The sequence below is a fragment of the Streptomyces sp. NPDC052079 genome, from assembly GCF_040680275.1.
Taxonomy (GTDB): Bacteria; Actinomycetota; Actinomycetes; order Streptomycetales; family Streptomycetaceae; genus Streptomyces.
This window is the reverse complement of sequence record NZ_JBFAWL010000001.1, coordinates 468,527-493,172: the sequence shown is the minus strand read 5'-3', so window position 1 is coordinate 493,172 and position 24,646 is coordinate 468,527. Positions and strand designations below refer to the sequence as shown.

The window sequence follows — 24,646 nt, the reverse complement described above, 5'->3', positions numbered from 1 at the left end:
TGAGGGTAGGAAGGGGTGCATGGTCGGGGCATGGGCCCGTGGGCCCAAAACAGCGCCCAACGTGCCATAGGAGCTCACGAAGGGGGTCGGTCGGTGACGGGCCGTTGGCGGGACGGGCGTGGGGAACTGGCCGTGCGGCAGGACGGGGAGAAGCGGCCACCCGTCCGCGTTCGCTTGGAGATCGCGACCTCTTACCGAGCCCGCACCAAAGGTTTGCTGGGGCGGGACTCTCTCGACGGCGCGTTGCTCCTCTCCCCCGCCAACAGCGTGCACACCTTCCGGATGCGCATGCCCATCGACGTCGCCTATCTCGACCGGCGGCTCCGCGTCATCGCGGTACGCACCATGCCACCGGGGCGGCTCGGACTGCCCCGGCTCCGGGCACGGCACGTGCTCGAAGCGGAGGCGGGGGCGATGGAGGGCTGGGGACTGCGGGCGGGGGCGCGCGTGGAAGTGCGGGTTTAGTCAGCTCTGTGTGCGCGGGAAGGAGATCTCCACCCTCCGGTTCTTCTTGCGGCCGGCCTCCGTGGAGTTGTCGGCGATCGGGTACTGCTCGCCGTAGCCCCTGACCTCGTACGTGACGTTCGCGTCGCTGAGCTCCTGGACGAGTACTCCATGTACGGCGTTGGCGCGCTTGCGGGACAGGACGTCGCCGTGGGCGGAGGAACCCAGGTTGTCGGTGAACCCGAAGACGCGGATCTTCGTCGCGTTCTGGGTCTTGATCTCGTCCGCGATGGCGGCGATACGGGACTTCGCCTCTCCACCGAGCTTGGCGCTGTCCTTGCCGAACAGGACTTCCGCCTGGAGCGCGAAGGTGACGTCGGAGTTGGTGTCCTCGCGGCGTTCGTCGCCGCTTTGGTCTTCGACGACCTGCTTGATGTCCAGCACCTTCGGCTCCGCCAGGGTGGCGCCGTCCGGGAGCTTGAGGTCGGGGTCGTTGGCGTCGAGTTCCACGGGAGCCGAGGCGGTGGCTTCGGTGCCTGGGGGGACGCTGGGGCCGTCGACCGCGTGGACCACGCCCGGGGTGACGGCGAGGAGGGAGGCGACGGTTCCGATGAGGATCATGCGCGTATGCGTCATCTTCTGCCTCACCCAGAGATCTGGATGGTGCCGCTGGCGAAGGTGGGCAGTTGGAAGGTGACTTCAGTGCTCCCCTGTGGGGGCGACGGAAATTGCATGAATACGGGAATCGATGCCCCGGCCTTGATCCTCGGCATGTTCGTAGTTGTCAGGGGGCGCCCGTCTGTGTCCCGCAGAACGTAATAGCGCTTCTTGGTCTTCGAGTCGACGAGCGTGGCGCCGCCGAGCGATGATCCATGCCTGATGATTTCCGTCTCGTCACCCGCGGTACGGACTGAGACCCGCACGGATTCCGAGCCGTCGTTCTTCAACTCACCACTTACAGTCACAAAACCGCCGGCGTCCCTTGCGGCGGAGGTGATCTTGAGCATCAGTCCATCCTCGCCCTTGAGTTCTACCAAGGCATCGTCGGATCCTTCCTGAGCACTCGGGTTGGAGCCGCCGCCTTTGGAAGCAGAGGCTGACGTCTTCGGCTTCTTGTCGTCGTCACCGTCCCCGCCGCACCCTGCCACACTGGTGGCCAATGCGGCCGCAACGGTCAGCACGACCATCCCCCTGCGGGCCTTCGTAGTGAACCGCATGCTCATGCCTCTGATTCCTTCATCACTCGTCGTTCGCTTGTCAGTCGGCCAGATGAACGTCGAAGAGGTCTTCCGGCTTCGGAAGTAGCTCCTCAGGAGCCTTTGGGTCCAGTTTCCACTCGGCACCCTCGCAGGTGAGCAGAGGCAGCGTGTCCTCCGCAGCTTCCTCTACCGGAAGGTCGAACTCACAGACAGGCTCGATCACGGCAGTGGCCTTCTCTTGGGACTTCTTGTCCTCGGTGCCAGGCACGATGGATTCACCCACGGTGTCGTTCGTTTCGGCCACCACCGTGTAGCCCAGCGGCCCGTCAGGAAGGCAGCTCAGAACAACAGCGTCATTCTGCGCCGCGAGTTGGTCCGCCCGCCAACACGACGGGCTGAGCCCATCCGCATTGCCCTCGAAGATCGCCTGCCATTTGTCCGGCTCGAGCAGGTTCTTCACCCACGCGCCGGCGAGCTGGTCCCGCCTGTCCTGAGCAGCTGCAAGGGCGGCCGCGTCAGCGGCTGTCTGCCCGTCGTTTCGATTCGCTGCGGCCTGGCCGACCGCAAAGTACGCGAACGCGAGAAAGAGCAGGCCCCCCACCACCGTGATGTAGATGGGGAAGGCCTGCCCTGCGTCGCCGTACCTACGGGGTTGCCGCATCAACCACCGGTGACTTCGTCGATCTGCTCCACGATCGCGTCGTAGATCGACTGACCGATGTCCGTCCCCGTGATCGCCAGCACGATTGCCACGACCACCGCGATGATGCCCAGGTACTCCACCGCGGTCTGGCCCTTGTCGTTGCGGGCGGCGCGGGACTGGAGGTAACGGGCGGTCGTGTTGATCCAGTTGCTCATGGGGCTCCCCCTCTGGCGCGGTGGCGGCCTTCCTCGTGGGGCCGCTTTCGACACGAGCAACGTACGGCCGGGTGCCCCGTCCGTCGGAGGGTCCCAGGGCCCAATTCCGGGCCCAAACCAAGGCCCACCGCGTCTTCCCTCCTGACCTCATCTCAGGTCACCCCACTCCCCGGTCCGAAGCCGGTGCCGTGCCGAGCCACTTTGCCGCGGCCTCGGAGCGGCTCGTGCTGTGGAGCTTCGCGAAGATGCGGTTGATGTGGTTCTTGACCGTCTTCTCGCTGATGAAGCACGTGGCGGCGATCTGCTGGTTGTTCATGCCGGATGCGATGAGGTCCATGATCTCCGCCTCCCTCGCGCTGAGTTGGAACCTCGACCTGTCGGGAGCGGCCGGGCGGCCGCTTGTCCACCCAGACGACGACTGTGCCATATCCGGTTGCAGTCGCGAAAGGTTTTCTGCAGAAGCAGGTGGGCGTGTTGCCTGAGTTGCGCCCAGTCCGTCCGGTAGTGGGTGTCCGCCCGGTGGCTCTTGCCTCAGTTGCGACAGCAACGCCCCGGCTGCCGTCGGCGTGAAGTGCGGGCGGCCGTCCTTGATGTCCCGTACCGCCGATACGAGTTGGTCCGCCGTGAACTCGCCATGGACCAGGTAGCCGCCCGCCCCGCGCCGCAGCGCCTCCTGGACGATCTCCGATTCCCTGCTGTACGTCAGCATCACGACCGGGGCGATGCCGACCAGGTGCGGCAGTGCCGAGATGCCGTCCACGCCGGGCATGCGGACGTCCAGGAGGACGACGTCGGGGCGGTGATTGTGGGCCGCCTCGTACGCTTCCCTGCCGTCCGCCGCCTCCGCCACGACCGTGATGTCCTCCCGGCCGGTGAGGAGGGCGGTCAGGCCGGCGCGGACCACCGGGTTGTCGTCCGCCACCACCACGCGGAGGGGGGACGGCGGCGGGACGTTCGCGAAGGGGTTCGGCGGTGTCGTCATGGGGTGGCCTCCGTGGGGATTGCCGGTGTCACTGCCGCGAGCGGGAGTTCCAGGCGGACCTCCGTGCCCCGGGCCCGTGTGCCCCGGCCTATGCGGATGCGGGCGCCGACCGAGGCCGCCCTCTCGACCATGCCGACCAGGCCGAAGTGGCCGGCCTTGCGCAGGTGGGCGAGGTTCGTGCCCGGGGGGAGTCCGGTGCCGTCGTCGTACACGCTGATGCGGAGCAGGTCGCCGTGGACGCCGGCCTGGACGTCGACGCGGGTCGGTTTCGCGTGGCGGTGGGCGTTCTCCATCGCCTCGGAGGCGATGGTGAGGAGTTGGCGTGCCACCGCCGGGGGGACGGGCGGGACCGTGTCCTCGCCGGTCGGGTTGTAGGACGCCGGCAGGCCGGTGCGCTTGCTGAAGTTCTTGGTGCGGGCCGCGAGTTCCACGAGTACGTCCGTGCCCTGGCCCGGGTCGGACTCCCTGCGCAGGTCGGTCAGGAGTTCCCGGGATTCGGCAGCGGCTCTGCGGGCCGAGCGGGCCACCAGTTCCGCCTGCTGTGTCACCCGGGCCGGGTCCATATGGGGTGCGCCGGCCGTGGCCGCAAGACCGTCCGCCGCCAGGGCCACCCCGTGCAGGGTTTTGGCCACCGAGTCGTGCATCTCGCGGGCGAGGCGGGCCCGCTCGGCGCTGACGGCTTCCGTGACGGCCAGCTTGGCCCGGACCGTCGTCAGGGCCTGGGTCGCCGAGCCGAGGCGGAGCATCAGGTTGCGCAGGCTCGAGCCGACCGCCCCGGCGATGACGCACAGGCCCGGCAGGAGCAGCGTCTGCGCGAGTTCCGCGTGCGGGTTCTCCAGGGTCGCGTAGACCAGCAGGAGGATCAGGCCCTGGAGGGAGGCGAAGACCGCGGCGCCGCGCCAGCCGTAGATCAGGCCGGCGAGGAGGGGGGTGCAGACGCTGACGTAGGCGAGGGTGGTGTCCGGGCCCGCCGAGACGAGGAGCAGGGCTCCGAAAAGGGTGTCCACCGCCAGGAGGGCGGGGTGGCGCAGGAGAAGGGGGCCGAAGCGTTCCCAGTCGCGGAAGAGGACGTAGGACGCCATGAAGGTGACCACGACGGCTGTCGCGACGAGTCGGGTGCCCCAGCCGGGGCCGGCGTTGAGGAGTGCGGCGGGGGACGCCAGGGCGATCATCGCCAGTCTGAAGCCGAAGGCCTGCCGGCACAGGGCTTGTAGGGCGTTCACCTGGATTTGGACGTCCGGGGCGGTTGCCCGTGCCGGTGCGGGTTGTGGGGGGTGCATCCGGCCTTCGGCCGGATGGGGGTTCCCACCCGCACCACTCATGCGGGATTCGTTGTCGGGTGCGGGTGGCCCCTGTGGGGCTTCCGCGCCGTCGGCGGCATCCCGTCCGTGGATGGCATCCGGTCCCCTCGCCGGAACACCCCTCACCGGTTCCCACCCCGGCGGCAGCGCCGGGGTCGCCGAGGTCACCGGGATGTCCGGGGCGCCCGTCCTCACGTCGGGCGGGAGGACCGTGCCCGCCGGCGGTGTGGTGATCTCGGACGGCTTCGCCGGGCGGCGCAGCAGCCCCGTGCGTTCCCTGGTCGTCGTCATCGCACCCTGCCCCCGTCCTACTCGCCCGTGATGGAGCCGAAGTCGGTGCCGGAGCCGAGGATCAGGCCGGCGCCGAGGAGGATCATCGTGGCCGGAACCATGAAGGTGGTGATCATCATGGTGGCCTTGGGGACCGCGCGGGCCGCCTTCCGGCGGGCGTTCTGCGCGTCCGTGCGGCGCATGTCCTTGGCCAGCGACACCAGCGTGTCGACGATCGGCGCGCCCAGCTCCTCCCCCTGCTGCAACGCGGTGACGAACATCGCCACCTGCTCGGAGTCGTTGCGGCGGCGCAGTTCCGCGAATGCCTGCCTGCGGCTCATGCCCAGGTCCATCTGGCGCAGCGTGATGCGCAGTTCGTCCGCCCACGGGCCCTCGTACTTCGACGACACCCGGTCCAGTGCCTGGCGGAAGCCCAGGCCCGCGCTCACCACCACCGCCAGTACGTCCAGGAAGTCGGGCAGGGTGCGTTCGATGACGTCCTTGCGGATGCGGATCGCCGACCAGATGCCGACCTCCGTCCAGAAGGCGCCGAACGCCAGGAGCAGCAGCGCCACGAAGAGCTGGCCGCGCATGAGGAAGACCAGGAAGCCGATCCCGCCGAGCGCGCCGTACACCGCGCGGCGGGCGGCGTAGCGGTCGATCGTGAGGCCGCCGGGGTTGCCCGCCAGGTCGATTTTGCGGCGGTACTTGGCGACCTGCTTGGGGCCCATGAGGCGCAGCACGGCGGGGGCGTAGCGCATGCCCATGCGGTCGACGAGGGAGTCGACCGCGCCGGTGCGGGTGGAGCCGACCTCCAGGGCGAGCATCAGGTCGCCGGGGAGCTTGGCCTCCGCGCGGTACATGCGGATGCCGGCGAAGATGCCCCAGACGCCGAGGCCCATCAGCAGGGCGAGCAGGAGTCCCATGTCAGTCAGCCTCCTCGCCGCTCAGACGTCGATGCGGGACAGTCGGCGGATGAGGACGAAGCCGACGGCGTACAGCCCGAAGGCGATGATCACCGCGGCCTGTCCGGCCGGGGAGCCGGTCATGCGTTCCAGGGCGCCGTCCTTCACGCCGTTCATCAGGAACAACGAGCCGATGCCGAGGACGGGAACGGCGTACGACGTCATGCTGACCTGGGAGAGCTGGGTGCGGACCTCGCGCCGGGTCTCCTTCCGCTCCTCCAGGGTCTCGGTGAGGTTCCTGAGCGCGCTCACCACCTGGCCGCCCGCCCGGTTGGACAGCACCAGTGTGGTGACCAGGACGACGAGTTCGCGGGAGGGGAGGCGGTCGGCGAGTTCGCCGAGGGCGTCGTCCATGGAGGCGCCCACGGCGAGTTGGTTGGCGACCTTGGCCAGTTCCTCGCCGGCCGGGGCCTCCAGTTCCTCCGCCGCCATGCCGATGGCCGTGCGCAGGGCCAGGCCGGCCTGGGTGGCGTTGGCCAGGATGCGGGCCAGCTCCGGGAGCTGGTTGATGAACTTCTCGATGCGTTTCTGGCGCTGCCAGTTGAGGAACTGCAGCGCCGCCCAGATGCCGAGCAGCCCGGCGATCGGGCCGAAGAACGGGGCGAGGGTGGCCTGGCCGACGAGCCAGAGGCCGGCGACGGCGGCGAGCATGGCGGCGAAGAACTCGCCGGGGGTGATGTCCAGGCCGGTGGCCAGCAGGCGGAGTTCCAGTTTGCGGCCGAGCCCGGTGCGGCGCAGGCGGCGGTCCAGGGCCGGGAAGTGGCGGCGGCGGCCGACGACGGGGATCTGACCGGTGGCCGTCAGGCGGTCCACCAGTGCCTGGCGCTGCGCCCTGCCGGAGGCGTAGGAATGCACCCCGATGACCGCGAGGACGCAGGTCAGCAGTGTGATGCCGGTGGTCAGCGTGATCAGGTTCTGCAGATCCATGGGGACGGTTCCTACCTGGCTTCTCTGGTGGCGAGCTGGTCGGCGGACTGGGCGATGCCGAACGCCTGCGGGATGGGCTGGCTCGCCATGTAGAGGCGGTCGGCGGTGCGGCGCGGCAGCGGGTAATGGTCGAAGACGCCGTGGACGCGTCCGTCGGCTGCCATCGGCTGCGCGTGGAAGCGGGCGACCGTGGCCAGCCGGTACGGTTCGCCGCCGTGGCTCTCCAGCAGGGCGATCTCGGTGATGCGGCGGGCGCCGTCGGCGAAGCGGGTGAGCTGGACGATCACGTCGACGGCGCTGTTGATCTGGTCGTGCAGGGCGACGAAGGGGATCTCCACGTCGGACATGGAGGCGAGGGTCTGCAGGCGCATCAGCGCGTCCTCGGCGCTGTTGGCGTGGACGGTGGCGAGGGAGCCGTCGTGGCCGGTCGACATCGCCTGGAGCATGTCCAGCGACTCCCCGCCGCGGACCTCACCGACGACGATGCGGTCGGGGCGCATGCGCAGGGAGTTGCGGACGAGGTCGCGGATGGTGACCTTGCCCTTGCCCTCGACGTTCGGCGGGCGGGACTCCAGGCGGATGACGTGCGGCTGCTGGAGCTGGAGTTCGGCGGAGTCCTCGATGGTGATGATGCGTTCGCCCTCGGGGATCAGGCCGGAGAGGGCGTTGAGGAGGGTCGTCTTGCCGGTGCCGGTCGCGCCCGACACGATGACGTTGAAGCGCGCCTGCACCAGCCCGGCGAGCAGATACAGCATGTGTTCGTCGAGCGAGCCCAGGCCGATGAGTTCCTGGAGGGTGAAGGACCGCGGGAAGCGGCGGATGGTGAGGGTGGCGCCGGTCAGGGAGAGCGGCGGGATGATGACGTTGACGCGTTCGCCGGAGGGGAGGCGGGCGTCGACCATGGGGTTGGACTCGTCGACGCGGCGGTTGACGGTGGAGACGATGCGTTCGATCGTCTGCATCAGCTGGTCGTGGGAGGCGAACCGCAGGGGGAGTTGCTCCACCCGGCCGCCGCGCTCGACGAAGATCGCGTCGGGCCCGTTCACCATGATCTCGGTGATCGACGCGTCCTCCAGCAGGGGCTCCAGGATGCCGAGGCCCAGTGCCTCGTCGACCACGCGGCGGATCAGCTGGGAGCGTTCGACGGTCGACAGGACCGGGCCCTCGCGGCTGATGATGTGGCCCAGGACGCGCTCCAGCCGGACCCGGCGTTCGGCCGCGGCCAGCGAGCTCATCTCCGCGAGGTCGATCTCCTCGAGGAGCTTGGCCCGGTAGGAGGCGACCAGGTGGCCGTCCTCGCCCCGGCCGGCCGTCTCCTCGGGGGAGTTGATGCGTGCCCGCAGGCTCATGAGTCGCGCGCTCCTCGTCCTTGTCCCGGTCCCTCAGTGGTCCATCGGCATCGTGGCGCTCTTGCTGGCGGGGTCGAAGTCCCAGCCGGGGACGATCGAGGGGATGTCGATCGTGGCGGTGACGGTGACCTCGTCGCCGCCCTGCGCCTCCCCGCAGTCGGTGCCGTCGGCCAGCCAGGCGCTGACGGCGGCCGTGCAGGCTCCCTGGGCGCCCTCGTCCAGCGACGCGCTGCGCGCTCCCGCCCGCGCGGCGGTGCCGGCCTGCTGGGCGGTGTAGGCGATCAGGCCGAGCTGTACGGCGGCCATGGCGACGATGAGCAGGATGGGCAGGAAGCCCAGGTATTCCAGGGCCGCCTGGCCGTGGTCCCGTTCCTTCGGAAGGTGCCGGCTTCGCCGACAGGGCATCCGCATCTCAGTCACCCTTCTCCTCCTCGACCGCTCCCGCGTGCCCCGTCACCTCGAAGGGGAAGGAGACGGTGCCCGGGAAGAGGAGGGGGACGTCCAGCTCCACGTCGGCGGTGACGAAGCCGCCCGCCGTCGCACAGTTCACGGTCGCTCCCCCCGCCCACGCTCCCGACAGCTTGTCCAGGCCGGCCTGCTGGCAGGCGCCCTGGCGGGCGCCCGGTGCCGTCGCCGTAGCCGCCCGTACCGCCTCGTCCGCAGCATTCCCCGCGAGCGTGAACGTGTATCCCACGAGGACGAGCTGCCACAGCACCACCAGCGTGACCAGGATCGTCGGGGTCATGCCGAGGAACTCGACGGTGACCTGGCCCCGGTCGCGGTGCTCGCGTAAGCCCTTCATGCGCATGCCCCTCGCTCCCCTCATCCCCCGTCGTCCCTCTTCCGCCGGAAGCTCACCGACCCCCGGTCGCCGCGCAGCCGGCCGCTCCTGTGGGCGCCCTCGGTGGCCTTGACCAGGCCGAGTTCGCCGGCCAGGCCCCACAGGGCCTGTTTCACGGTGCTCTTGGCCTCCAGTTCGTGGACGCGGCCGGCGTCCACGACCGACTGGAGCTCCTTGAAGTGGGCGGGGACCGTGGTGGCCGCCACCGTGGTGCCGGTGATCTTCTGGATGAGCGGGGGCTGGATCTCCGTGGCCCGGGTGTGGCGGTTGACCACCACCGTGGTCTCCTCGGCCTTGCGGATCTGCAGCCGGTCCCACATCCGCACCGCCCGCTTCGCGCCGCGTACGGCGATGACGTCGGGGGTGGTGACCAGCAGGGCCCGGTCGGCCATCTCCACGGCCGCGGCGCCGGCGCCGCCGAGCTGGGCGCCGCAGTCGATGACGACGACCTCGTAGCGGGAGCGCAGGGCGCTGACGATCTGGCGGGTGGCGCGGTCGGTGACGTCCTCGCCGCGTTCGCCCTCGGCGGGGGCGAGCAGCAGGGCGACGCCGGTGTCGTGGCGGAAGACGGCGTCGGCCAGGACGCGCGGTGAGATGTCGCCGACCGCGGCGAGGTCGACGACGGACCGCCGGAACTGGACGTCCAGGTAGGAGGCGATGTCACCGGTCTGGAGGTCCATGTCGACCAGGGCGGTGGTACGGCCGGACGCCTGGGCGGCGAGGGCGAGCTGGATGGCGGTCAGGGTGGCGCCCACCCCGCCCTTGGCGCCGCTGACGGTGACGACGGTGCCGCCGACGCCGGTGAACACGTCGACGCCCGCGCCCAGATGGCGGCGTACGCCGACCGACCACTGGGCGACGGCCTGGACGCGGCTGGCGAGTTCCTCGTAGCTGAGCGGGAGGGCCACCAGTCCGCGGGCGCCGTAGTCCATGGCGGCCTGGAAGAGGCCGGGGCTCGCGTCGGAGGTGACGAGGATGACGCCGACGGAGGGGAAGCGCAGGGCGACTTCGCGGATCAGCTCCAGGGCGGGGACGGGGCCGATCCGCTCATGCACGACCACGACCTCGGGCAGTTCGTCGACGGACTCGGCGGCCAGGCGCGCGAGGGTGTCGATGAGCTGGGTGGAGTCGACCACCGGGGCCACCGGCTCGGCGTCCGGGAGCTGGCTGAGCAGTGTGGTGATGGACCGGACCGCGTCCGCGTCGCCGACTGCCGGGAGGATCCTGGTGGGCATGCGGGCCTCTCACTTGTCCTTCGCGAGTTCGTACGTCCGGTCCTCTTCGGGGACGGTGGTGTCGCCCCCGGGTGCGACCAGCGCGAGCCGGACCCGCTGGGCGAACGACTCGGCGTAGGTGATGCGCTGGGCGTCGATGGCGGACAGGGCGAAGGTGATCGGTACGGCGTCGGTGGGCTGCCGGCCGCGGTCGTTCTCGTCGGGCTGGAGGGCGGTGAGCCGGCCCACGTCCAGGACCTTGGCGTTGGTCACGATGATCTTGGACTGGGCGGGGTCGCCCTCCCCCTCGCCCTCGAAGGTGGCGTAGACATTGACCGTCGAGCCGGGGGTGATCTTGCCGGCGACGCCGGTGGCCGCGTCGATCATGATGGCGACCTCCTGCTGTCCCGGCTGCAGGGCGGGCTGGTCCACGATCATGTCGCTCTGCAGCAGGGAGCCCTTCTGCAGGGTGGTGACGGCGATCTTGCCGCGGATGTCGTCGAGGTCGGTGACGGCGTTCTGGGACAGCCACCGCTCGGGCATCTCGATCTTCTCGAACTGATCCGTGCCGAGCGCGGTGTAGGGCGCGATGTCGGACTTCAGCCGGTAGGCGGTCACTTCGGGGCCGACCTTGGACTTCACGTCGCTGATGACGGAGAGCACGCCGGCGAACGCGCCGAGGGCGCACAGGACCGACAGGAGCAGGAGTATCACGCCGCGGCGCTGACGGGAGTTCATGAACCGTACAACCTCATCGGGGATAGCGGTCGAGCGGACTCGGGCGGTCGGGATGGTGCGGTGGCGGACGGGTCAGGTGCGCCGGGCGAGGGCGGGTGTGCCCTCGGGGGCGGGTGGTACGGCGGAGCAGAACACGCAGCGGTCGCCGATGACGTCGATGCCGCACCAGTGGCAGGTGCCCCGACGTACGGACGTGACCAGCTGATACAGGACGGACAGGTCGGGCAGATAGGTGCAGAACTCGACGAGCTTGCCGGTCCCCCACCAGCCCGGGGACGCGGCGGGCAGTGGTGTCTCCCGCAGGCCCTGGACCTTCCAGGCGGGGGCCAGGGTCGTGGTGACCCAGTCGGACTGGAGCTGTCCTCTGGCGACCAGCATCCAGGTGCCGAACTCGGGGCCGTCGAGGGCGGCTTCGGGGCCGAGGCGGACGAGTTGGGGCTGGGGGTGGGCGAGTACGGCGAACTGGCTGCCGGGCATCCACGACTTGGCGTGCTGCTTGAGGTTCACCGGGACGCGGTCGAGCCGGGCGACGGAGCCGAGCAGGGCCCCGGAGTGGATGTAGTGGATCAGCAGGCGGCCGGCCGAGGCGAGGACGCCGGGGCTGAGGTCGCAGGAGGCGAGCTGGCGCAACTGGCGGGCCAGGACGGCCAGTCCGAGCGGGGGCAGATCGGGCCGGAAGAGGGCTATCCGGTCGCTCTCCAGGAGGGAGCGCAGGGTGTGCAGCCGCCGCTGGACCGGGGTGGGGGCGGCCTGGGAGCAGACGACGATGAGATGGCCGTGCTGCTCGAGGATCATCTGCAGTTCGGTCAGCACCTGGTCCAGCGGGCGGGTCTCGACGTCCCGCAGCACGACGGCGGGCAGGGTCCGTTCGTCCTGGGCCGGCAACGCCATGTCGGCGCCGGTCACGGCAATGGCAGTTGGCACGCGCGGCTCCCCGTTCTCCCCATCCCGGCAGCCCGCCGGGCGTCACTCCGACGCACCCCGGCGACTTCACTGCGTGACTACGTGAGCACTGTAACCGCGGGCCTGTGACCGGAGAACAGCGTTTGTGTAGCCGTACAGCAACTACTGGTGCACAAGATGCGTCAAATCGGGGCAGGTTGAGCATCTCGCCGGTCTCGATACGGACCCAGTGGTGTGAGTCCTGTGCACGCGACTTGACGCCGGACCCGACCCCGGGCCCTTGGGCCCACGCTTCCCTCCGAGCGCCGGGCCTACTCCCGTCCTGAATGCCGACCTTTCTGGTCTGGACCTATTGACAAGAAGATTGGTCTGGACCACGTTGTCTCCAACGGTGGCCACCGTCGTCCCAGCCTTCCCCAACTCCCCCACCGGAGGCCCCAAGTGGACCGCGCACCCCGAACGCCCGGCCGCGGCAGACGCGTCCGGGCCGGAGCTCTCGTCTCCGCCCTCGCCGTCGCCCTGCCCCTCACCGGCGCGGGCCCGGCGTCCGCCGCGGACGTCAACAACGCCAAGAACGCGGGTTTCGAGGCGGGCCTGAGCAACTGGACCTGCTCCGCGAACAGCGGCAGCACCGTCTCCTCCCCCGCGCACGGCGGCACGGCCGCGCTCAAAGCCACCCCGGCAGGGCAGGACAACGCCCGCTGCACCCAGACGGTCGCGGTGAAGCCCGGCTCGACGTACAAGCTGAGCGGCTGGGTGCGGGGCGGGTACGCCTACCTGGGCGTGACCGGCACCGGTACGACGGACGTGTCCACCTGGACCCCGGACAGCGGCAGCTGGAAGCAGCTGTCGACCACCTTCACCACCGGCTCGAACACCACCTCGGTGACGGTCTACACCCACGGCTGGTACGGCCAGCAGCCCTACTACGCCGACGACCTGTCGGTGTTCGGCCCCGACGGGGGCGGCAGCGGTGACCCGGACCCCACGGTCCCGGGCACCCCGGGCGGCCTCAGCGTCTCCGGTACGACGGCGTCGTCGGTGTCCCTGGCGTGGAACGCGGTGCCGGGGGCCACGGGCTACACGATCTACCGCGACGGCACCAAGGTGACGGCGGTCTCGGGCACGTCCGCGACGGTGACCGGGCTCGCGGCCTCGACGTCGTACTCCTTCCAGGTCGCGGCGGCCAACGCGGCCGGCGAGTCGCCGAAGTCGACGGCGGTGTCCGCGCGGACGAAGGACGACGGCGGGGGCGGCGGCGGTGACCTGCCCCGGCACGCGGTGACCGGCTACTGGCAGAACTTCAACAACGGGGCGGCGGTCCAGCGGATCTCGGACGTCCCGTCCGCGTACGACATCATCGCGGTCGCCTTCGCCGACGCCACCGGCACTCCCGGTGCCGTGACCTTCAACCTGGACTCGGCGGGCCTGAACGGCTACACCGTCGCCCAGTTCAAGGCGGACATCCGCGCCAAGCAGGCGGCCGGGAAGAAGGTCATCATCTCGGTCGGCGGCGAGAAGGGCACCGTCTCGGTGAACGACCCTGCCTCCGCGGCGAACTTCGCCGACTCGGTGTACGCGCTGATGCGGGAGTACGGCTTCGACGGCGTCGACATCGACCTGGAGAACGGCCTCAACGCGACCTATATGACGCAGGCGCTGCGCTCCCTGTCGGCGAAGGCGGGCCCGTCGATGATCCTGACGATGGCCCCGCAGACCATCGACATGCAGTCGACGTCCAACGCGTACTTCCGCACCGCGCTGAACGTGAAGGACATCCTCACGGTCGTCAACATGCAGTACTACAACAGCGGTTCCATGCTGGGCTGCGACGGCAAGGTCTACAGCCAGGGCTCGGTGGACTTCCTCACCGCGCTGGCCTGCATCCAGCTCGAGGGCGGCCTCGACCCGTCCCAGGTCGGCCTGGGCCTCCCGGCCTCCACCCGGGGCGCGGGCAGCGGCTACGTCTCTCCGTCCGTGGTGAACAACGCCCTGGACTGCCTGACGAGGGGCACCGGCTGCGGCAGCTTCAAGCCGTCCCGGACCTACCCGTCCCTGCGGGGCGCGATGACCTGGTCCACCAACTGGGACGCCACGGCGAACAACGCCTGGTCCAACGCGGTCGGCCCGCACGTGCACGCCCTGCCGTAGCCGGTCGTCCGGCTCCCGGTTCCCGGGCCCCGTCCACAGCACTGCGGGCGGGGCCCCTTCTTGCGGTAGCCGCGCGTCAGAAGAACTCCGACCACGGCTGGTCCCAGATCTGCTTCACGCACAGCACCAGGAACAGCAGGCCCGCGATGGTGAGCATGGTGTTGCTCAGGGGTCCGTTGCGCCATTCGCGTGGTGTACGGGAGGAGTTGAGGAGCCACATCAGAGTCAGGGCGAGGAACGGCATGAAGGCGGCGCCCAGGACGCCGTAGATGATGATCAGGCGGAAGGGTTCGTCCTCGAAGAGCAGGACCATGGGCGGGAAGGTGAGCCAGAGGAGATAGGCGCGGAAGGCCCAGGAGCGTTCGCGGCGCCCGGAGGCCAGCTCGTCGCCCCGCGCCTCGCGCTCGCCCCGCTGCCGGGCGAGGAAGTCGGCGAACATCAGGCTGACGCCGTGCCAGACACCGATCAGGGAGGTGAAGGAGGTGGCGAAGAAGCCGATGAGGAAGAGTTTGCCGGTGGCCGTGCCGTACTCCTCCTCCAGGATGTCGCCGAGCTGTATCAGGCCCTTGTCGCCGCCGGCGATCGCGATGTTCGCCGAGTGCAGCAGCTCCGCGCCGACGATGAGCATCGCGACGACGAAGATGCCGGTGGTGGCGTAGGCGACCCGGTTGTCCAGCCGCATGATCCGCATCCAGCCGGTGCCGGTCCAGCCCTTGGCGTTGACCCAGTAGCCGTACGCGGCCAGCGTGATGGTGCCGCCGACGCCGCCGATCAGGCCGAGGGTGTTGAGGACCGAGTCCTTCTCGTCCGGGAGGACCGGGAGCAGGCCGGCGAAGGCCTCGCCGAGGTTCGGGGTGACCCGGACCGCCAGATAGACGGTCACCACGAACATGACGCCCACCAGGACCGTCATGACCTTCTCGAAGACGGCGTACTTGTTGAACCAGACGAAGACCAGGCCCACCAGACCGCAGGCGATGGCCCAGTACTCGAGGTCCATCACGTCAGGGAACAGCGCCTGCAGCGGCAGGCCGCTGGACGACATCGCCGCCGCGCCGTAGACGAAGCCCCAGATGACGGCGTAGACGCCGAAGAACCACGTCGTCCAGCGGCCGATGCCGGCCCAGCCGTCGAAGAGGGTGCGGCCGGTGGCGAGATGCCACCGGCCGCACGCCTCGGCGAGGGAGATCTTCACCAGACAGCCGAGGACCGCGGCCCACAGCAGGGTGTATCCGAAGTTGCTGCCGGCGATGAGCGTGGCCACCAGGTCACCGGCGCCCACACCGGTCGCGGCGACGACGATTCCGGGGCCGATGTAGCGCCAACCGGACTTGCGCGGGTCGGGGCCGGGGTCGCTCGCCGCGCCGGTGTCCTGGGTCTTTCCCGTGGTGTCCGCCATGGGGTCAAGAAAGCGGATGGGTGACGGCCGGACAAGAGGGCGTGCGGGGATCTTCACGAGATGCCCATGGACCGGTCCCCGACGCGAAAACCCTAAGTGATCGCTTCCGCCCAGGAGGGGCGGGCCGTCGTCACCCTCAGCGGATACGGCAACCCGCCGGGGGGACGCGTACGGCAGCTGCCCGGTCCGCCACGTCCCTGGCCGTGACCGTCGAACCCGATGGGGATCGAAGCAGCCGACCAGCTCGCGGCTCCCGCACCTTCCCGCTTCCGGCCGGCCACCGGCGTGCTCAATCGGTCAGGCCCAGCGCTCCCGCTGCCTGGATGGCCAGCCAGACCTCGGCCAGCGCCCCCGTCGAGGTCAGGTCACGGCCGGTGAGCGCGCCGAACCGGCGCAGCCGGTAGGCGAGGGTGTTGGGGTGGATGTGGAGCGCCGCCGCGGCCGTCTCGGTCCGGCGCTCGCGCTCCATCCAGGTACGGGCGGACACCAGCAGTTGCGAGCCATGGGCCTCGTCATAGCGCAGGACCTCGCCGAGCACGTGCTCGACCAGCGCGGTCAGGACGGCAGGGTCGTCGGGCAGCCACAGCCCGGTCGAGTCGTCGCCGTACCGGACGACGGGGCGGCCGGACTCCCCGGCCTTGGCGACCGCCCAGAGCGCCTCGCGCTGGGCGACCTTCAGCGGTGCGCCCGGCTGGAACGGGCGGCTGACCCCCGCTGTCACGCCCGGCAGCTCACCGACGGCCTCCGCCAGCTCCGACGGCCCGAGGACGTAGCGGTCCTCGCCGCGGGTGAGCAGCAGATGGGGCTGGTCCTCCAGACAGCGCAGCAGCGCCTCGTCGGTGGTGTGGCGCACCACGAGGAGCACGGTGTCGCCCTCGATCGCGTGCCGGGCGAGCCGGCGGCGGGCCGTCTCCGGATCGAGCACCTCCTGCAGCAGTTCGGCCAGCGTCTCCGCGCCCTCGCGGCGCATCGTCTCCCGCTCGGTGCGCACCATCGCCAGCCGCAGCGCCGCCACGGTGGCGATGTGCTGGGCGACGGCGAGTCCCCCGGGCTGGGCACCCTGACGCTCGTAGGCGACCAGAAAGCCCGCCGGGCCGCCGGGCGCGGGCACCGGGAGGACGAATCCGCCGGGAATCGTCGGCGGGGCGTCGACGGAAGCGGGCAGGACGGCCGGATCCGGCACGGGAACGCCGGGCAGCAGCGGGCGGCCCTGCGGTGTGCACAGATGGACCTCGTAACCCGACAGGCCTTCCAGACGGCGCAGCAGCGACGGCGTGTCGAGGTCCTCGGCGACCAGCCAGCGCAGCGCGTCGAAGACCTGGAGCTGCGCGCCCAGCCGGTGCCGGGCGTCCTCCTTGGCGGCGGCCGCGACTTCCTGGGCGACCGCGATGAACGGGACGGCGAGCGGCACCTCGAGGACCGGGAAGCCCCGCTCGTCCGCCGCCTGGAAGAACGTGTCGTGCAGCGGGGGCATGTGCAGCTGTGCGGAGAGGGCGAGAGCCGACACCCCCGCGTCGTCCAGCCGCTCCAGGTAGGCGCGCTGCCCGGCGGCGGTACGGGGGACGGCCAGACCCGCCGTCATGATCACCTCGCCACCGAGGAGCCAGGGCGTGGGATCGGCGAGCTCGCTGGCGTGCGCCCAGGACACGGACCGGTCGAGACCGGCGCTGCCGGCCTTCACGGAGAGCCGGAGCGCGGGGAAGGACAGCAGATCACCGACGGTGAGTTTGTTTTCGGCCACATAAAACAGCGTACGTCTCTGTGACATACACAATTGTGGCTGCTCATCCGGGTGGATGAGACTGTGACGCCTCCTCCTGTATGACCGAAAGGTGATGCCATGACGGCGTCGATAACCGAGATCGAGACCTATGGCGTGGAGCGGATCCCGGACCAGGACCGCACGGCCCGTCCGATCGATCTGTTCCGGCTCGCCTTCGGTGGTGCCAACACGTTCGCGACCTGTGTGCTGGGCGCCTTCCCGATCCTCTTCGGCCTGTCCTTCTGGCAGGGCGTCGCGGCGACCGTCCTCGGTCTGCTGGCGGGTGCGCTGCTCCTGGCCCCGATGGCGCTGTTCGGCCCTGCCAACGGCACCAACAACGCCGTCTCGTCCTCCGCGCACCTGGGTGTCCACGGCCGGGTCGTCGGCTCGTTCCTGTCCCTGCTCACCGCCATCGCGTTCTTCTCGATCTCGGTGTGGTCCTCGGGGGACGCGCTCGTCGGCGGCGCGCACCGGCTCGCCGACGTCCCCGAGTCGAATCTGACCTACGCCGTCGCGTACGCGATCTTCGCCGGGCTGGTCCTGGTGGTCTGCGTGTACGGGTTCCGGTTCATGCTGCTGGTCAACAAGATCGCGGTCCTGGCGGCGTCGGCCCTCTTCGTGCTCGGCGCCTTCGCCTTCGCCGGCGATTTCGACGCCGGTTACGCGGGGGCCTTCGCCTCCACGGCCGACCCGCTGTTCTGGCCCTCGTTCTTCGGTTCCGCGCTGATCGTGCTCTCCAACCCGGTCTCCTTCGGCGCGTTCCTCGGTGACTGGTCCCGCTACATCCCGGCCGGGGCGTCGCGCCGCCGGGTGATGGGGGCCGCCTTCTTCGCCCAGATCGCCACCCTGCTGCCGTTCCTCTTCGGCCTGGCGACCGCGTCGATCATCGCCTCGAAGGCCGAGAAGTACGTCGACCCGGCCGCCCCCAACTACGTGGGCGGTCTGCTCGCGATCTCCCCGGGCTGGTACTTCCTGCCGCTCTGCCTGATCGCCCTGATCGGCGGCCTGTCCACCGGCACGACGTCCCTGTACGGCACGGGGCTGGACTTCTCCAGCGTCTTCCCGCGTTTCAGCCGCGTCCAGGCCACCGTCTTCATCGGTGTGCTGTCCATCGCGTTCATCTTCGCCGGCCGCTTCGCGCTCAACCTCGCCCAGTCCATCTCGACGTTCGCCACGCTGATCATCACCTGCACCGCACCGTGGATGATCGTCATGGCTCTCGGCTACGTCACCCGGCGCGGCTGGTACGACGCGGAGGCGCTGCAGGTCTTCAACCGCCGCCAGCGCGGTGGCCGCTACTGGTTCACGCACGGCTGGAACTGGCGTGGCTTGGCCACCTGGCTGGTCTCCGCCATCGTGGCGGTCCTCTTCACCAACCTGCCCGGCCAGTTCGTCGGCCCGCTCGGCGATCTCGCGGGCGGCACGGACATCTCGCTGCTGGTCGGCCTCACCCTGGCGACCGTGCTCTACCTCGCCCTGCTCGCGCTGTTCCCCGAACCGCGCGCCGTGTACGGACCGGCCGGACCCCGGTTCGTGCGCGCCTCAGACGCCCCGGTGCCGCCGATCACCGGCGACGCCGAGGAGAGCGCGACCGAGCCCGCCGTGGCCCGCTGACGCCCGTCACCCACCGCAGCCCGACACACGGGCTGCGGCCCGACCACCGAGCGCCCATGACCAGGAGCCGTACATTGAGCACCACCACCGTCCAGGAGGTCCGAACCGCCGCGGACGCGCTGATCGCCGCCTTCGCCGAGGGCCGCCTCGACGACTACTTCGGCGCCTTCGCGCCCGACGCGACCTTCGTCTTCCACACCACCCCGCGGCGGCTCGGCTCCACGGCCGAGTACCGGGCGCTGTGGCAGCAGTGGGTGGACCAGGACGGCTTCCGGATCCTCGGCTGCACCTCGTCCGCACAGCTGATCCAGCCCTTCGGCGACACGGCTGTCTTCAGCCACGACGTCGAGACCCGGGTCGCCACCCACACCGGCGAGGAGACGGTCCACGAACGGGAGACCATCGTCTTCCGCCGGGCCGGCAACGGCCGGTGGCTCGCCGTCCACGAGCACCTGTCCGCCCGTACCGCAGCAGCCTGACGGCGACGAGGGCGTGCTGTACGGACCGCCCAACAACGCGGCCCAGCTCGCCCAGGTCAGCGGCTTCATCGAGCGCCTGCCCGAGCACGCGAGGATCGAGACCGGCGGCCACCGGGTCGGCGAGCGCGGCTACTTCTACGCCCCGACCGTGGTCTCCGGCCTCCATCAGGACGACGAGATCATCCAGAACGAGGTCTTCGGCCCGGTCATCACGGTCCAGTCCTTCACGGACGAGGCCGAGGCCGTGCGGTACGCCAACGGCGTCGACTACGCGCTCGCTTCCTCGGTGTGGACCAAGGACCACGCGCGGGCGATGCGGATGTCGAAGAACCTCGACTTCGGCTGTGTGTGGATCAACACCCACATGGCACTCGTCGCCGAGATGCCGCACGGCGGGTTCAAGAAGTCCGGCTACGGCAAGGACCTGTCCGCGTACGGCTTCGAGGACTACACCCGGATCAAGCACGTCATGACCTCGCTCTGAGGCCCGGCGGGCGACGGGGGGCCGCTACCGCTCAGGACGCCGGCTCCTTGAAGTCCTCGGAGTCCTTGGAGTCCTGGGAATCCTTCGCCTCCTCGGAGTCGTCGGCGGCCGTCTCCGCGTCGTCCGCCGTCCTGTCCGCCTCGTCGTCGAAGTACTCGTCCAGGACCGCGTCCAGTCCGGCGTCCCACTCGGTGAACCGGTTCCGGGAGTCGGCCTCGATCTCGAGGAAGTACCAACGCCGGTCGGGGGTGTGGACGGTGACCGTGTAGCGCTTGCCGAAGCGCGGGGTCTCCGTCTCCACCGCCCCGATCTCGTCCCAGCGGAACTCGCACTCCTGGTCGTCCAGGCGCAGGCGTACCCCGCTGTGGTCGGCGACGATTCTCGCGCGGCGGTCGGACGCCTCGAAGACGGGGCCTTCGGGGGCGGGCTCCGGGTCCTCCTCGGAAGCCTCGGAGCCGTCCTCGGACGCCTGGGGCTCCTCGGCGGCCTCGACGGCCTCCTCCTCGGGTTCCGTCCCGGCGTCCGCCTCCGGCGCCGTGTCCTCCTCGGGACCGTCCGCCTTCGCCTTCGCGTCCTCCTCCCGGCCGGACGCGGGCGCGGTGAGCCCGGGGATGAATGCCGGGTCGAATCCGGCGCCTTCCAGGGGCTGGCTGCTCGAACCTATGCGCTGCTCCACACCGCAGGAGTATGGTCGACAAACCTGTGCCGGTCACAGCCAGCCCCAACTTCGTTATCAGACGCCTACACGGGCACCATGGCTCACACCGCCAGGCTGAGCGCCGCGGCGACCGCGAAGCCGGCCACGGACAGCACGCTCTCCAGCACCGTCCAGGTCTTGAGCGTGTCCCGCTCGCTGATGCCGAAGTACTTGGCGACCATCCAGAACCCGCCGTCGTTGACGTGGGAGGCGAAGATCGAGCCTGCCGAGATGGCCATGATGACCAGCGCCACGAACGCCTGGGAATGGTCCCCCTCCGCCAGCAGCGGCGCCACGATGCCCGCCGTCGTCACGATCGCCACCGTCGCCGAGCCCTGCGCGACCCGCAGCACCACGGAGATCAGGTAGGAGAGGACGATCACCGGGAGGCCGACGTCGTTGAAGGTGTCGGACAGCGCCTGGGCGACCCCGCTGCCCTTGAGGACCGCGCCGAAGACACCGCCCGCGCCGACCACCAGCAGGATGTTGCCGACCGGCTTCAGCGAGGACGTGGAGACGGTCTCCAGGGATGTGCGGGACCAGCCGCGCCGGATGCCCAGCAGGTAGTACGCGAGGAACAGGGCGAGGGTGAGCGCCACGAACGGGTGGCCGAAGAACTCGATCACCGAGCGGAGGGTGGACTCGTCCAGCGCGATCGAGGAGAAGGTCGCCGCGAGGATCAGGATCAGCGGCGTACCGATGATGCCGAGGACCGTGCCGAGCGGCACCGGCGCCTCCCGGGGCTCGGCCCCGGAGGCGCGCTGGTCGGCGGCGACGGCGTCCTTGGCCTCCTGCGCGGCCTCCACCATGTCCTGCGGTACGGCGACGAAGATGCGCCTGCCGATCCAGGCGGAGAAGACCCAGGCGGCGGCGACGGCCGGCAGACCGCAGACGATGCCCATCAGGATGACCCAGCCCAGGTCGACGTGGAGCAGTCCGGCCGCGGCCACCGGGCCCGGGTGCGGGGGCAGGAACGCGTGGGTGACGGACAGTCCGGCGAGCAGCGGGAGACAGTAGAGCAGGATCGACTTGCCGGAGCGCTTGGCGGCGGCGTACACGATTGGCGCGAGCACGAAGATGCCGACGTCGAAGAAGACCGGGATGCCGAAGATCAGGCCGGTGAGGCCCATCGCGAGCGGGGCCCGCTTCTCGCCGAACAGGCCGAGCAGCCGGCCCGCCAGGACCTCCGCGCCGCCGCTGACTTCGAGGATCGCGCCGAGCATGGTGCCCAGGCCGATGATGATCGCGACATGGCCGAGGATGCCGCCCATCCCCGACTCGATGGTGGACACCGCGTCCGAACGCTGGACCGTGCCGAAGAGTTCGGTGACCGACAGACCCGCCATCAGGCCGACGGCTATGGAGACGGCGAGCAGTGCGACGAACGGCTGGAGCCGGACCTTGATGATCAGGAAGAGGAGCAGCGCGATGCCGATGGCGGCGACGGTCAGCAGGCCCGCGGTGCCGTCGAGGAGGAGGAGCAGTCCTCCGGTGTGCGGTGGTGTCTGAGCCGGTGCGGAGGCGGCGAGCGGGAGGAGCGGATGGGACATTCGGGGGTCCTCTGGGTAAGGGCATGGGGCTTTCGGGCAGGGGGGATCGCGGCACGGCGTCCCAGGGGGTGCGGGACACCGTGCCGTGACGACGACTCCGGCGTGCGGATGTGGGGGTCTCGGCGCGGGTCAGCCGAGGACGGCGAGCGCGTCGATCTCGATGAGGAGGCCGGCCGGGAGACCGACGTAGACGGTCGTGCGGGCGGCGGGCGGCTGGGTGAGGCCCTGCTCCTCGAAGTAGGCGTTGTAGATCTCGTTCATCTCCGCGAAGTGGTCCACGTCGGTGAGGTAGACGCGGATCATCATCACGTCGTCCCAGCCCGCGCCGCCCTCTTCGAGGATCGCCTTGACGTTGGCGAGGGTCTGGAGGGTCTGCTCGCGCAGGGTCGGACCGGCGGGCGTGGGCGGCTTGCCCTCCTCGGCGGGCAGGAACCCGACCTGGCCGGCGACCTGGAGGATGTTGCCCTTGCGGACGCCGTGGGAGAACTTCGCGGGCGGGGTGGTGTGGGTGTTGGGGGTCAGCGCGACTTTCTCGGTCATGCGGGGTGTTTCCTTCACTGGAGTTCTGCCGGGGTCCTGCCGGAGTACTCGCCGCTGATCGCGTCCGCCGTACGGCGCACCAGCGGGAGCAGGGTGAGGAGTTCGTCGGCGGTGACGACGACGTTCGGCGCGGAGACCGACATCGCGGCGACCACCCGGCCGTCGGCGCCGCGGATCGGCGCGGCGACGCAGTTGATGGACTCCTCGTGGCCGCCGAGGTCGGTGGCCCAGCCCTGTTCGCGCACCTTGGCCAGTTCCTGGAGGAACGCGGTGGCGTGGGGTGTCGAACGGGACGTGTACATGGGGTAGTCGAGCTTCTCCGCGAGGGCGCGGCGCTCCGGTTCGGGCAGGTCGGCGAGGAGGAGCTTGGCCACGGCCGCGACGGTGATGGCGACGGGTTTGCCGATACGCGAGTACATGCGGACCGGGTAGCGGCTCTCCACCTTGTCGATGTAGAGGACCTCGTTCTCCTCGTACACGGCGAGGTGGACGGTGTGTCCGCACTGCTCGTTGAGGCGTACGAGGTGGGGGTGGGCGATCTCGCGGATGTCGAGGTTCTCCATCGCCTCCTGGGCGAGGGCGAAGAGCCGGGCGCCGAGGCGGTAGCGCTGGTCGGACTGGCGGTAGACCATGCCGTGCTCGTGGAGGGTGCGCAGGAGGCGGAGGGCCGTGGACTTGTGCACGCCGAGGCGGTCGGCGACCTGGCCGAGGTCGGCGGGGCCTTCCGCGAGCAGCGGGAGGATGCTCAGGGCGCGGTCTACGGTCTGGCTCATGGGGTGCGTGCCTCCTGTTCGGCCCGGCTCAGGGTGTCGGTCCAACCGGGGCCGAGTCGCAGTCTCCCCCACGCGGTGTCGTCGAGGGCGGCAAGGCGGTCGGCGAGGGCGCGGGAGGGGGGTGGGGCGAGGTCTCCGGGGGCGGTGAGGGTGGCTGCGGCGGTGAGGTGGCCGTGGCGGAGGCGGGCGCGGAGGGGGAGGCCGCGGAGGGTGGCGGAGAGGAAGCCTGCGGCGAAGGCGTCGCCGGCGCCGGTGGTGGCGACTACGTCTACTTTGAGGGCGGGGGCGGTTGTGGCCGGGCGCGGGGTGGTTGCGCGGCCCGGCGCTTGCGGGGTGCCGTCGCGCCCACCCTCCCCCACTCCCGACTTCGCTCGAGCGGGGGGACCCCCATCGCCCGTGGGGGCACCTCCCAGGCCCTTCAGGCACTGGGGGAGGCACGATTGCCCGCGGTACGTCGGGAGTGCCACAGCTCCCCTTGCTCCCCGCTTCACCACCACGAGGTCTGGCTCGGGAAGCGCTTCGCGGATGTGTTCGCCTGTGAGGCCCCAGGCCTCCTCCGCCTCGTCCTCGCCCACGAAGACGATGTCTGCGCGGCGGGCCAACTCCAGCAGGATCTCCGGGCCGTGGCCGTCGCGCCACAGGGCCGGGCGGTGGTTGACGTCGAAGGAGATCAGGGGGCGGCCGGGGCGGGGGGCGGTCAGTTCGCGGATCAGGGCCAGGCATCCCTCGGACAGCGCCGGCGTGATGCCGGAGAGGTGGAGGATGCGCGCCGCGCCCACCGCGTCCGGGTCAAAGTCGGCGAGTGACATCGCGGAGGCCGCCGAGCCCGACCGGTAGTAGGCGACCTCGTGGTCGTCGGTGGAGCGGTCGCCGGCCGTGCGGAAGTAGATGCCGGTGGGGCGGGCCGGGTCGCGGCGGACGTGGGACACGTCGACGCCGTAGCCGCCGACCGTCTCGACGAGGTGGTCGCCGAAGCCGTCGGCGCCGACCCTGCTGAGCCACCGGGTCGTGTGCCCCGCCGCCGCCAGCACGCAGGCCACGTTGGACTCCGCTCCGCCGATGCCGCGATGGAAGGAGGGGACGTCGGCGAGGCCGCCCGGCCGGGAGGGCAGGAACGTCACCATGGACTCGCCGAGCGCGACGACGTCCACGACGTCGGGGGCGTTGCCGGTTCCGGTGACGGTCACGATGGCGGGGCTCCTCGTC

General features: G+C 70.4%; 26 protein-coding genes and 2 pseudogenes. 7 read left to right on the top strand and 21 right to left on the bottom strand.

Annotated features, from left to right (window positions below; genetic code table 11):
* Positions 1-93 precede the first annotated feature (93 nt).
* On the top strand, positions 94-465 hold the full coding sequence (locus AB0L56_RS02470) for a DUF192 domain-containing protein (protein WP_365418062.1): 372 nt from the start codon (positions 94-96) through the stop codon (positions 463-465).
* On the opposite strand, the gene AB0L56_RS02465 is transcribed toward AB0L56_RS02470, so the two are convergent.
* The 6 genes from AB0L56_RS02465 to AB0L56_RS02440 all read right to left on the bottom strand — a co-directional run bounded on the left by AB0L56_RS02465 (position 466) and on the right by AB0L56_RS02440 (position 4,877).
* On the bottom strand, positions 466-1,065 hold the full coding sequence (locus AB0L56_RS02465) for an OmpA family protein (protein WP_365418059.1): 600 nt from the start codon (positions 1,063-1,065) through the stop codon (positions 466-468).
* A 23-nt stretch (positions 1,066-1,088) separates the two neighbouring features.
* Positions 1,089-1,667, bottom strand: a complete 579-nt coding sequence (locus AB0L56_RS02460; protein ID WP_365418056.1) for a hypothetical protein — start codon at positions 1,665-1,667, stop codon at positions 1,089-1,091.
* Between the two features lie 34 nt (positions 1,668-1,701).
* Positions 1,702-2,304: a pilus assembly protein TadG-related protein gene (locus AB0L56_RS02455; protein WP_365418053.1), complete on the bottom strand. Its 603-nt coding sequence runs from the start codon at positions 2,302-2,304 to the stop codon at positions 1,702-1,704.
* Positions 2,304-2,501: a hypothetical protein gene (locus AB0L56_RS02450; protein WP_365418050.1), complete on the bottom strand. Its 198-nt coding sequence runs from the start codon at positions 2,499-2,501 to the stop codon at positions 2,304-2,306. The genes AB0L56_RS02455 and AB0L56_RS02450 overlap by 1 nt, the downstream gene beginning before the upstream one ends.
* A gap of 157 nt (positions 2,502-2,658) precedes the next feature.
* Positions 2,659-3,483, bottom strand: coding sequence for a response regulator transcription factor (locus tag AB0L56_RS02445; protein WP_365418047.1), 825 nt, complete (start codon positions 3,481-3,483; stop codon positions 2,659-2,661).
* Positions 3,480-4,877 (bottom strand): histidine kinase, encoded by a 1,398-nt coding sequence (locus tag AB0L56_RS02440; RefSeq protein ID WP_365418832.1) that lies wholly within the window; start codon positions 4,875-4,877, stop codon positions 3,480-3,482. The genes AB0L56_RS02445 and AB0L56_RS02440 overlap by 4 nt, the downstream gene beginning before the upstream one ends.
* On the opposite strand from AB0L56_RS02440, the gene AB0L56_RS02435 reads away from it, so the two are divergent.
* Positions 4,876-5,106, top strand: a complete 231-nt coding sequence (locus AB0L56_RS02435) for a hypothetical protein (protein ID WP_361022034.1) — start codon at positions 4,876-4,878, stop codon at positions 5,104-5,106. The genes AB0L56_RS02440 and AB0L56_RS02435 overlap by 2 nt on opposite strands.
* Here the strand turns inward: AB0L56_RS02435 and AB0L56_RS02430 are convergent.
* The 8 genes from AB0L56_RS02430 to AB0L56_RS02395 form a co-directional block, all read right to left on the bottom strand.
* Positions 5,093-5,980, bottom strand: coding sequence for a DUF5936 domain-containing protein (locus AB0L56_RS02430; protein ID WP_190161366.1), 888 nt, complete (start codon positions 5,978-5,980; stop codon positions 5,093-5,095). The two genes, AB0L56_RS02435 and AB0L56_RS02430, sit on opposite strands and share 14 nt — an antisense overlap.
* Before the next feature lie 21 nt (positions 5,981-6,001).
* Positions 6,002-6,946 carry a type II secretion system F family protein gene (locus tag AB0L56_RS02425; protein WP_365418045.1) on the bottom strand — a complete coding sequence of 315 codons (945 nt, stop codon included), beginning with the start codon at positions 6,944-6,946 and terminating at the stop codon, positions 6,002-6,004.
* A gap of 11 nt (positions 6,947-6,957) precedes the next feature.
* Positions 6,958-8,295, bottom strand: a complete 1,338-nt coding sequence (locus AB0L56_RS02420; RefSeq protein ID WP_365418042.1) for a CpaF family protein — start codon at positions 8,293-8,295, stop codon at positions 6,958-6,960.
* Between the two features lie 33 nt (positions 8,296-8,328).
* Positions 8,329-8,706, bottom strand: coding sequence for a TadE/TadG family type IV pilus assembly protein (locus AB0L56_RS02415; RefSeq protein ID WP_365418829.1), 378 nt, complete (start codon positions 8,704-8,706; stop codon positions 8,329-8,331).
* Position 8,707: 1 nt separating this feature from the next.
* Positions 8,708-9,103, bottom strand: a complete 396-nt coding sequence (locus tag AB0L56_RS02410) for a pilus assembly protein (protein ID WP_365418039.1) — start codon at positions 9,101-9,103, stop codon at positions 8,708-8,710.
* A gap of 14 nt (positions 9,104-9,117) precedes the next feature.
* Positions 9,118-10,371 carry an AAA family ATPase gene (locus tag AB0L56_RS02405; protein ID WP_365418037.1) on the bottom strand — a complete coding sequence of 418 codons (1,254 nt, stop codon included), beginning with the start codon at positions 10,369-10,371 and terminating at the stop codon, positions 9,118-9,120.
* A gap of 9 nt (positions 10,372-10,380) precedes the next feature.
* Positions 10,381-11,088, bottom strand: a complete 708-nt coding sequence (cpaB, locus tag AB0L56_RS02400; protein ID WP_365418034.1) for a Flp pilus assembly protein CpaB — start codon at positions 11,086-11,088, stop codon at positions 10,381-10,383.
* A 72-nt stretch (positions 11,089-11,160) separates the two neighbouring features.
* Positions 11,161-11,994 (bottom strand): hypothetical protein, encoded by an 834-nt coding sequence (locus tag AB0L56_RS02395; RefSeq protein ID WP_365418826.1) that lies wholly within the window; start codon positions 11,992-11,994, stop codon positions 11,161-11,163.
* 438 nt (positions 11,995-12,432) lie between these two features.
* Here AB0L56_RS02395 and AB0L56_RS02390 point away from each other — a divergent pair, with 438 nt between their 5' ends.
* A complete protein-coding gene (locus AB0L56_RS02390; protein WP_365418032.1) occupies positions 12,433-14,142 on the top strand; it encodes a glycoside hydrolase family 18 protein in 1,710 nt (569 codons plus the stop codon).
* Between the two features lie 76 nt (positions 14,143-14,218).
* Here AB0L56_RS02390 and AB0L56_RS02385 read toward each other — a convergent pair whose 3' ends face one another.
* A complete protein-coding gene (locus AB0L56_RS02385; protein WP_361022015.1) occupies positions 14,219-15,541 on the bottom strand; it encodes an Nramp family divalent metal transporter in 1,323 nt (440 codons plus the stop codon).
* Between the two features lie 96 nt (positions 15,542-15,637).
* Here AB0L56_RS02385 and AB0L56_RS02380 point away from each other — a divergent pair.
* Positions 15,638-15,785, top strand: a pseudogene (locus AB0L56_RS02380) (anti-sigma factor); the annotation flags it as partial.
* A 45-nt stretch (positions 15,786-15,830) separates the two neighbouring features.
* Here the strand turns inward: AB0L56_RS02380 and AB0L56_RS02375 are convergent.
* Entirely contained in the window at positions 15,831-17,282 is a 1,452-nt protein-coding gene (locus AB0L56_RS02375) for a PucR family transcriptional regulator ligand-binding domain-containing protein (protein ID WP_365418030.1), read from the bottom strand.
* A gap of 99 nt (positions 17,283-17,381) precedes the next feature.
* On the opposite strand from AB0L56_RS02375, the gene AB0L56_RS02370 reads away from it, so the two are divergent.
* From AB0L56_RS02370 to AB0L56_RS02360, 3 genes and pseudogenes are all read left to right on the top strand, one after another.
* A complete protein-coding gene (locus tag AB0L56_RS02370) occupies positions 17,382-18,917 on the top strand; it encodes a cytosine permease (RefSeq protein ID WP_365418027.1) in 1,536 nt (511 codons plus the stop codon).
* A 74-nt stretch (positions 18,918-18,991) separates the two neighbouring features.
* On the top strand, positions 18,992-19,396 hold the full coding sequence (locus tag AB0L56_RS02365; RefSeq protein ID WP_365418025.1) for a nuclear transport factor 2 family protein: 405 nt from the start codon (positions 18,992-18,994) through the stop codon (positions 19,394-19,396).
* Positions 19,389-19,880: pseudogene (locus AB0L56_RS02360) on the top strand (aldehyde dehydrogenase family protein); the annotation flags it as partial. The gene AB0L56_RS02365 and the pseudogene AB0L56_RS02360, both read left to right, overlap by 8 nt.
* Positions 19,881-19,911: 31 nt before the next feature.
* Here AB0L56_RS02360 and AB0L56_RS02355 read toward each other — a convergent pair.
* The 5 genes from AB0L56_RS02355 to AB0L56_RS02335 all read right to left on the bottom strand — a co-directional run bounded on the left by AB0L56_RS02355 (position 19,912) and on the right by AB0L56_RS02335 (position 24,627).
* Positions 19,912-20,556, bottom strand: coding sequence for a hypothetical protein (locus AB0L56_RS02355; protein ID WP_365418023.1), 645 nt, complete (start codon positions 20,554-20,556; stop codon positions 19,912-19,914).
* Between the two features lie 83 nt (positions 20,557-20,639).
* A complete protein-coding gene (locus AB0L56_RS02350; protein WP_365418020.1) occupies positions 20,640-22,127 on the bottom strand; it encodes a gluconate:H+ symporter in 1,488 nt (495 codons plus the stop codon).
* Positions 22,128-22,256: 129 nt separating this feature from the next.
* Positions 22,257-22,667: a RidA family protein gene (locus AB0L56_RS02345; protein WP_361021996.1), complete on the bottom strand. Its 411-nt coding sequence runs from the start codon at positions 22,665-22,667 to the stop codon at positions 22,257-22,259.
* 14 nt (positions 22,668-22,681) lie between these two features.
* On the bottom strand, positions 22,682-23,440 hold the full coding sequence (locus AB0L56_RS02340) for an IclR family transcriptional regulator (protein ID WP_361021993.1): 759 nt from the start codon (positions 23,438-23,440) through the stop codon (positions 22,682-22,684).
* The gene (locus AB0L56_RS02335; RefSeq protein WP_365418015.1) at positions 23,437-24,627 is read right to left on the bottom strand and encodes a sugar kinase; all 1,191 of its coding nucleotides are present in this window, start codon (positions 24,625-24,627) and stop codon (positions 23,437-23,439) included. Before AB0L56_RS02335 ends, AB0L56_RS02340 begins: the two co-directional genes overlap by 4 nt.
* Between the last annotated feature and the right edge of the window lie 19 nt (positions 24,628-24,646).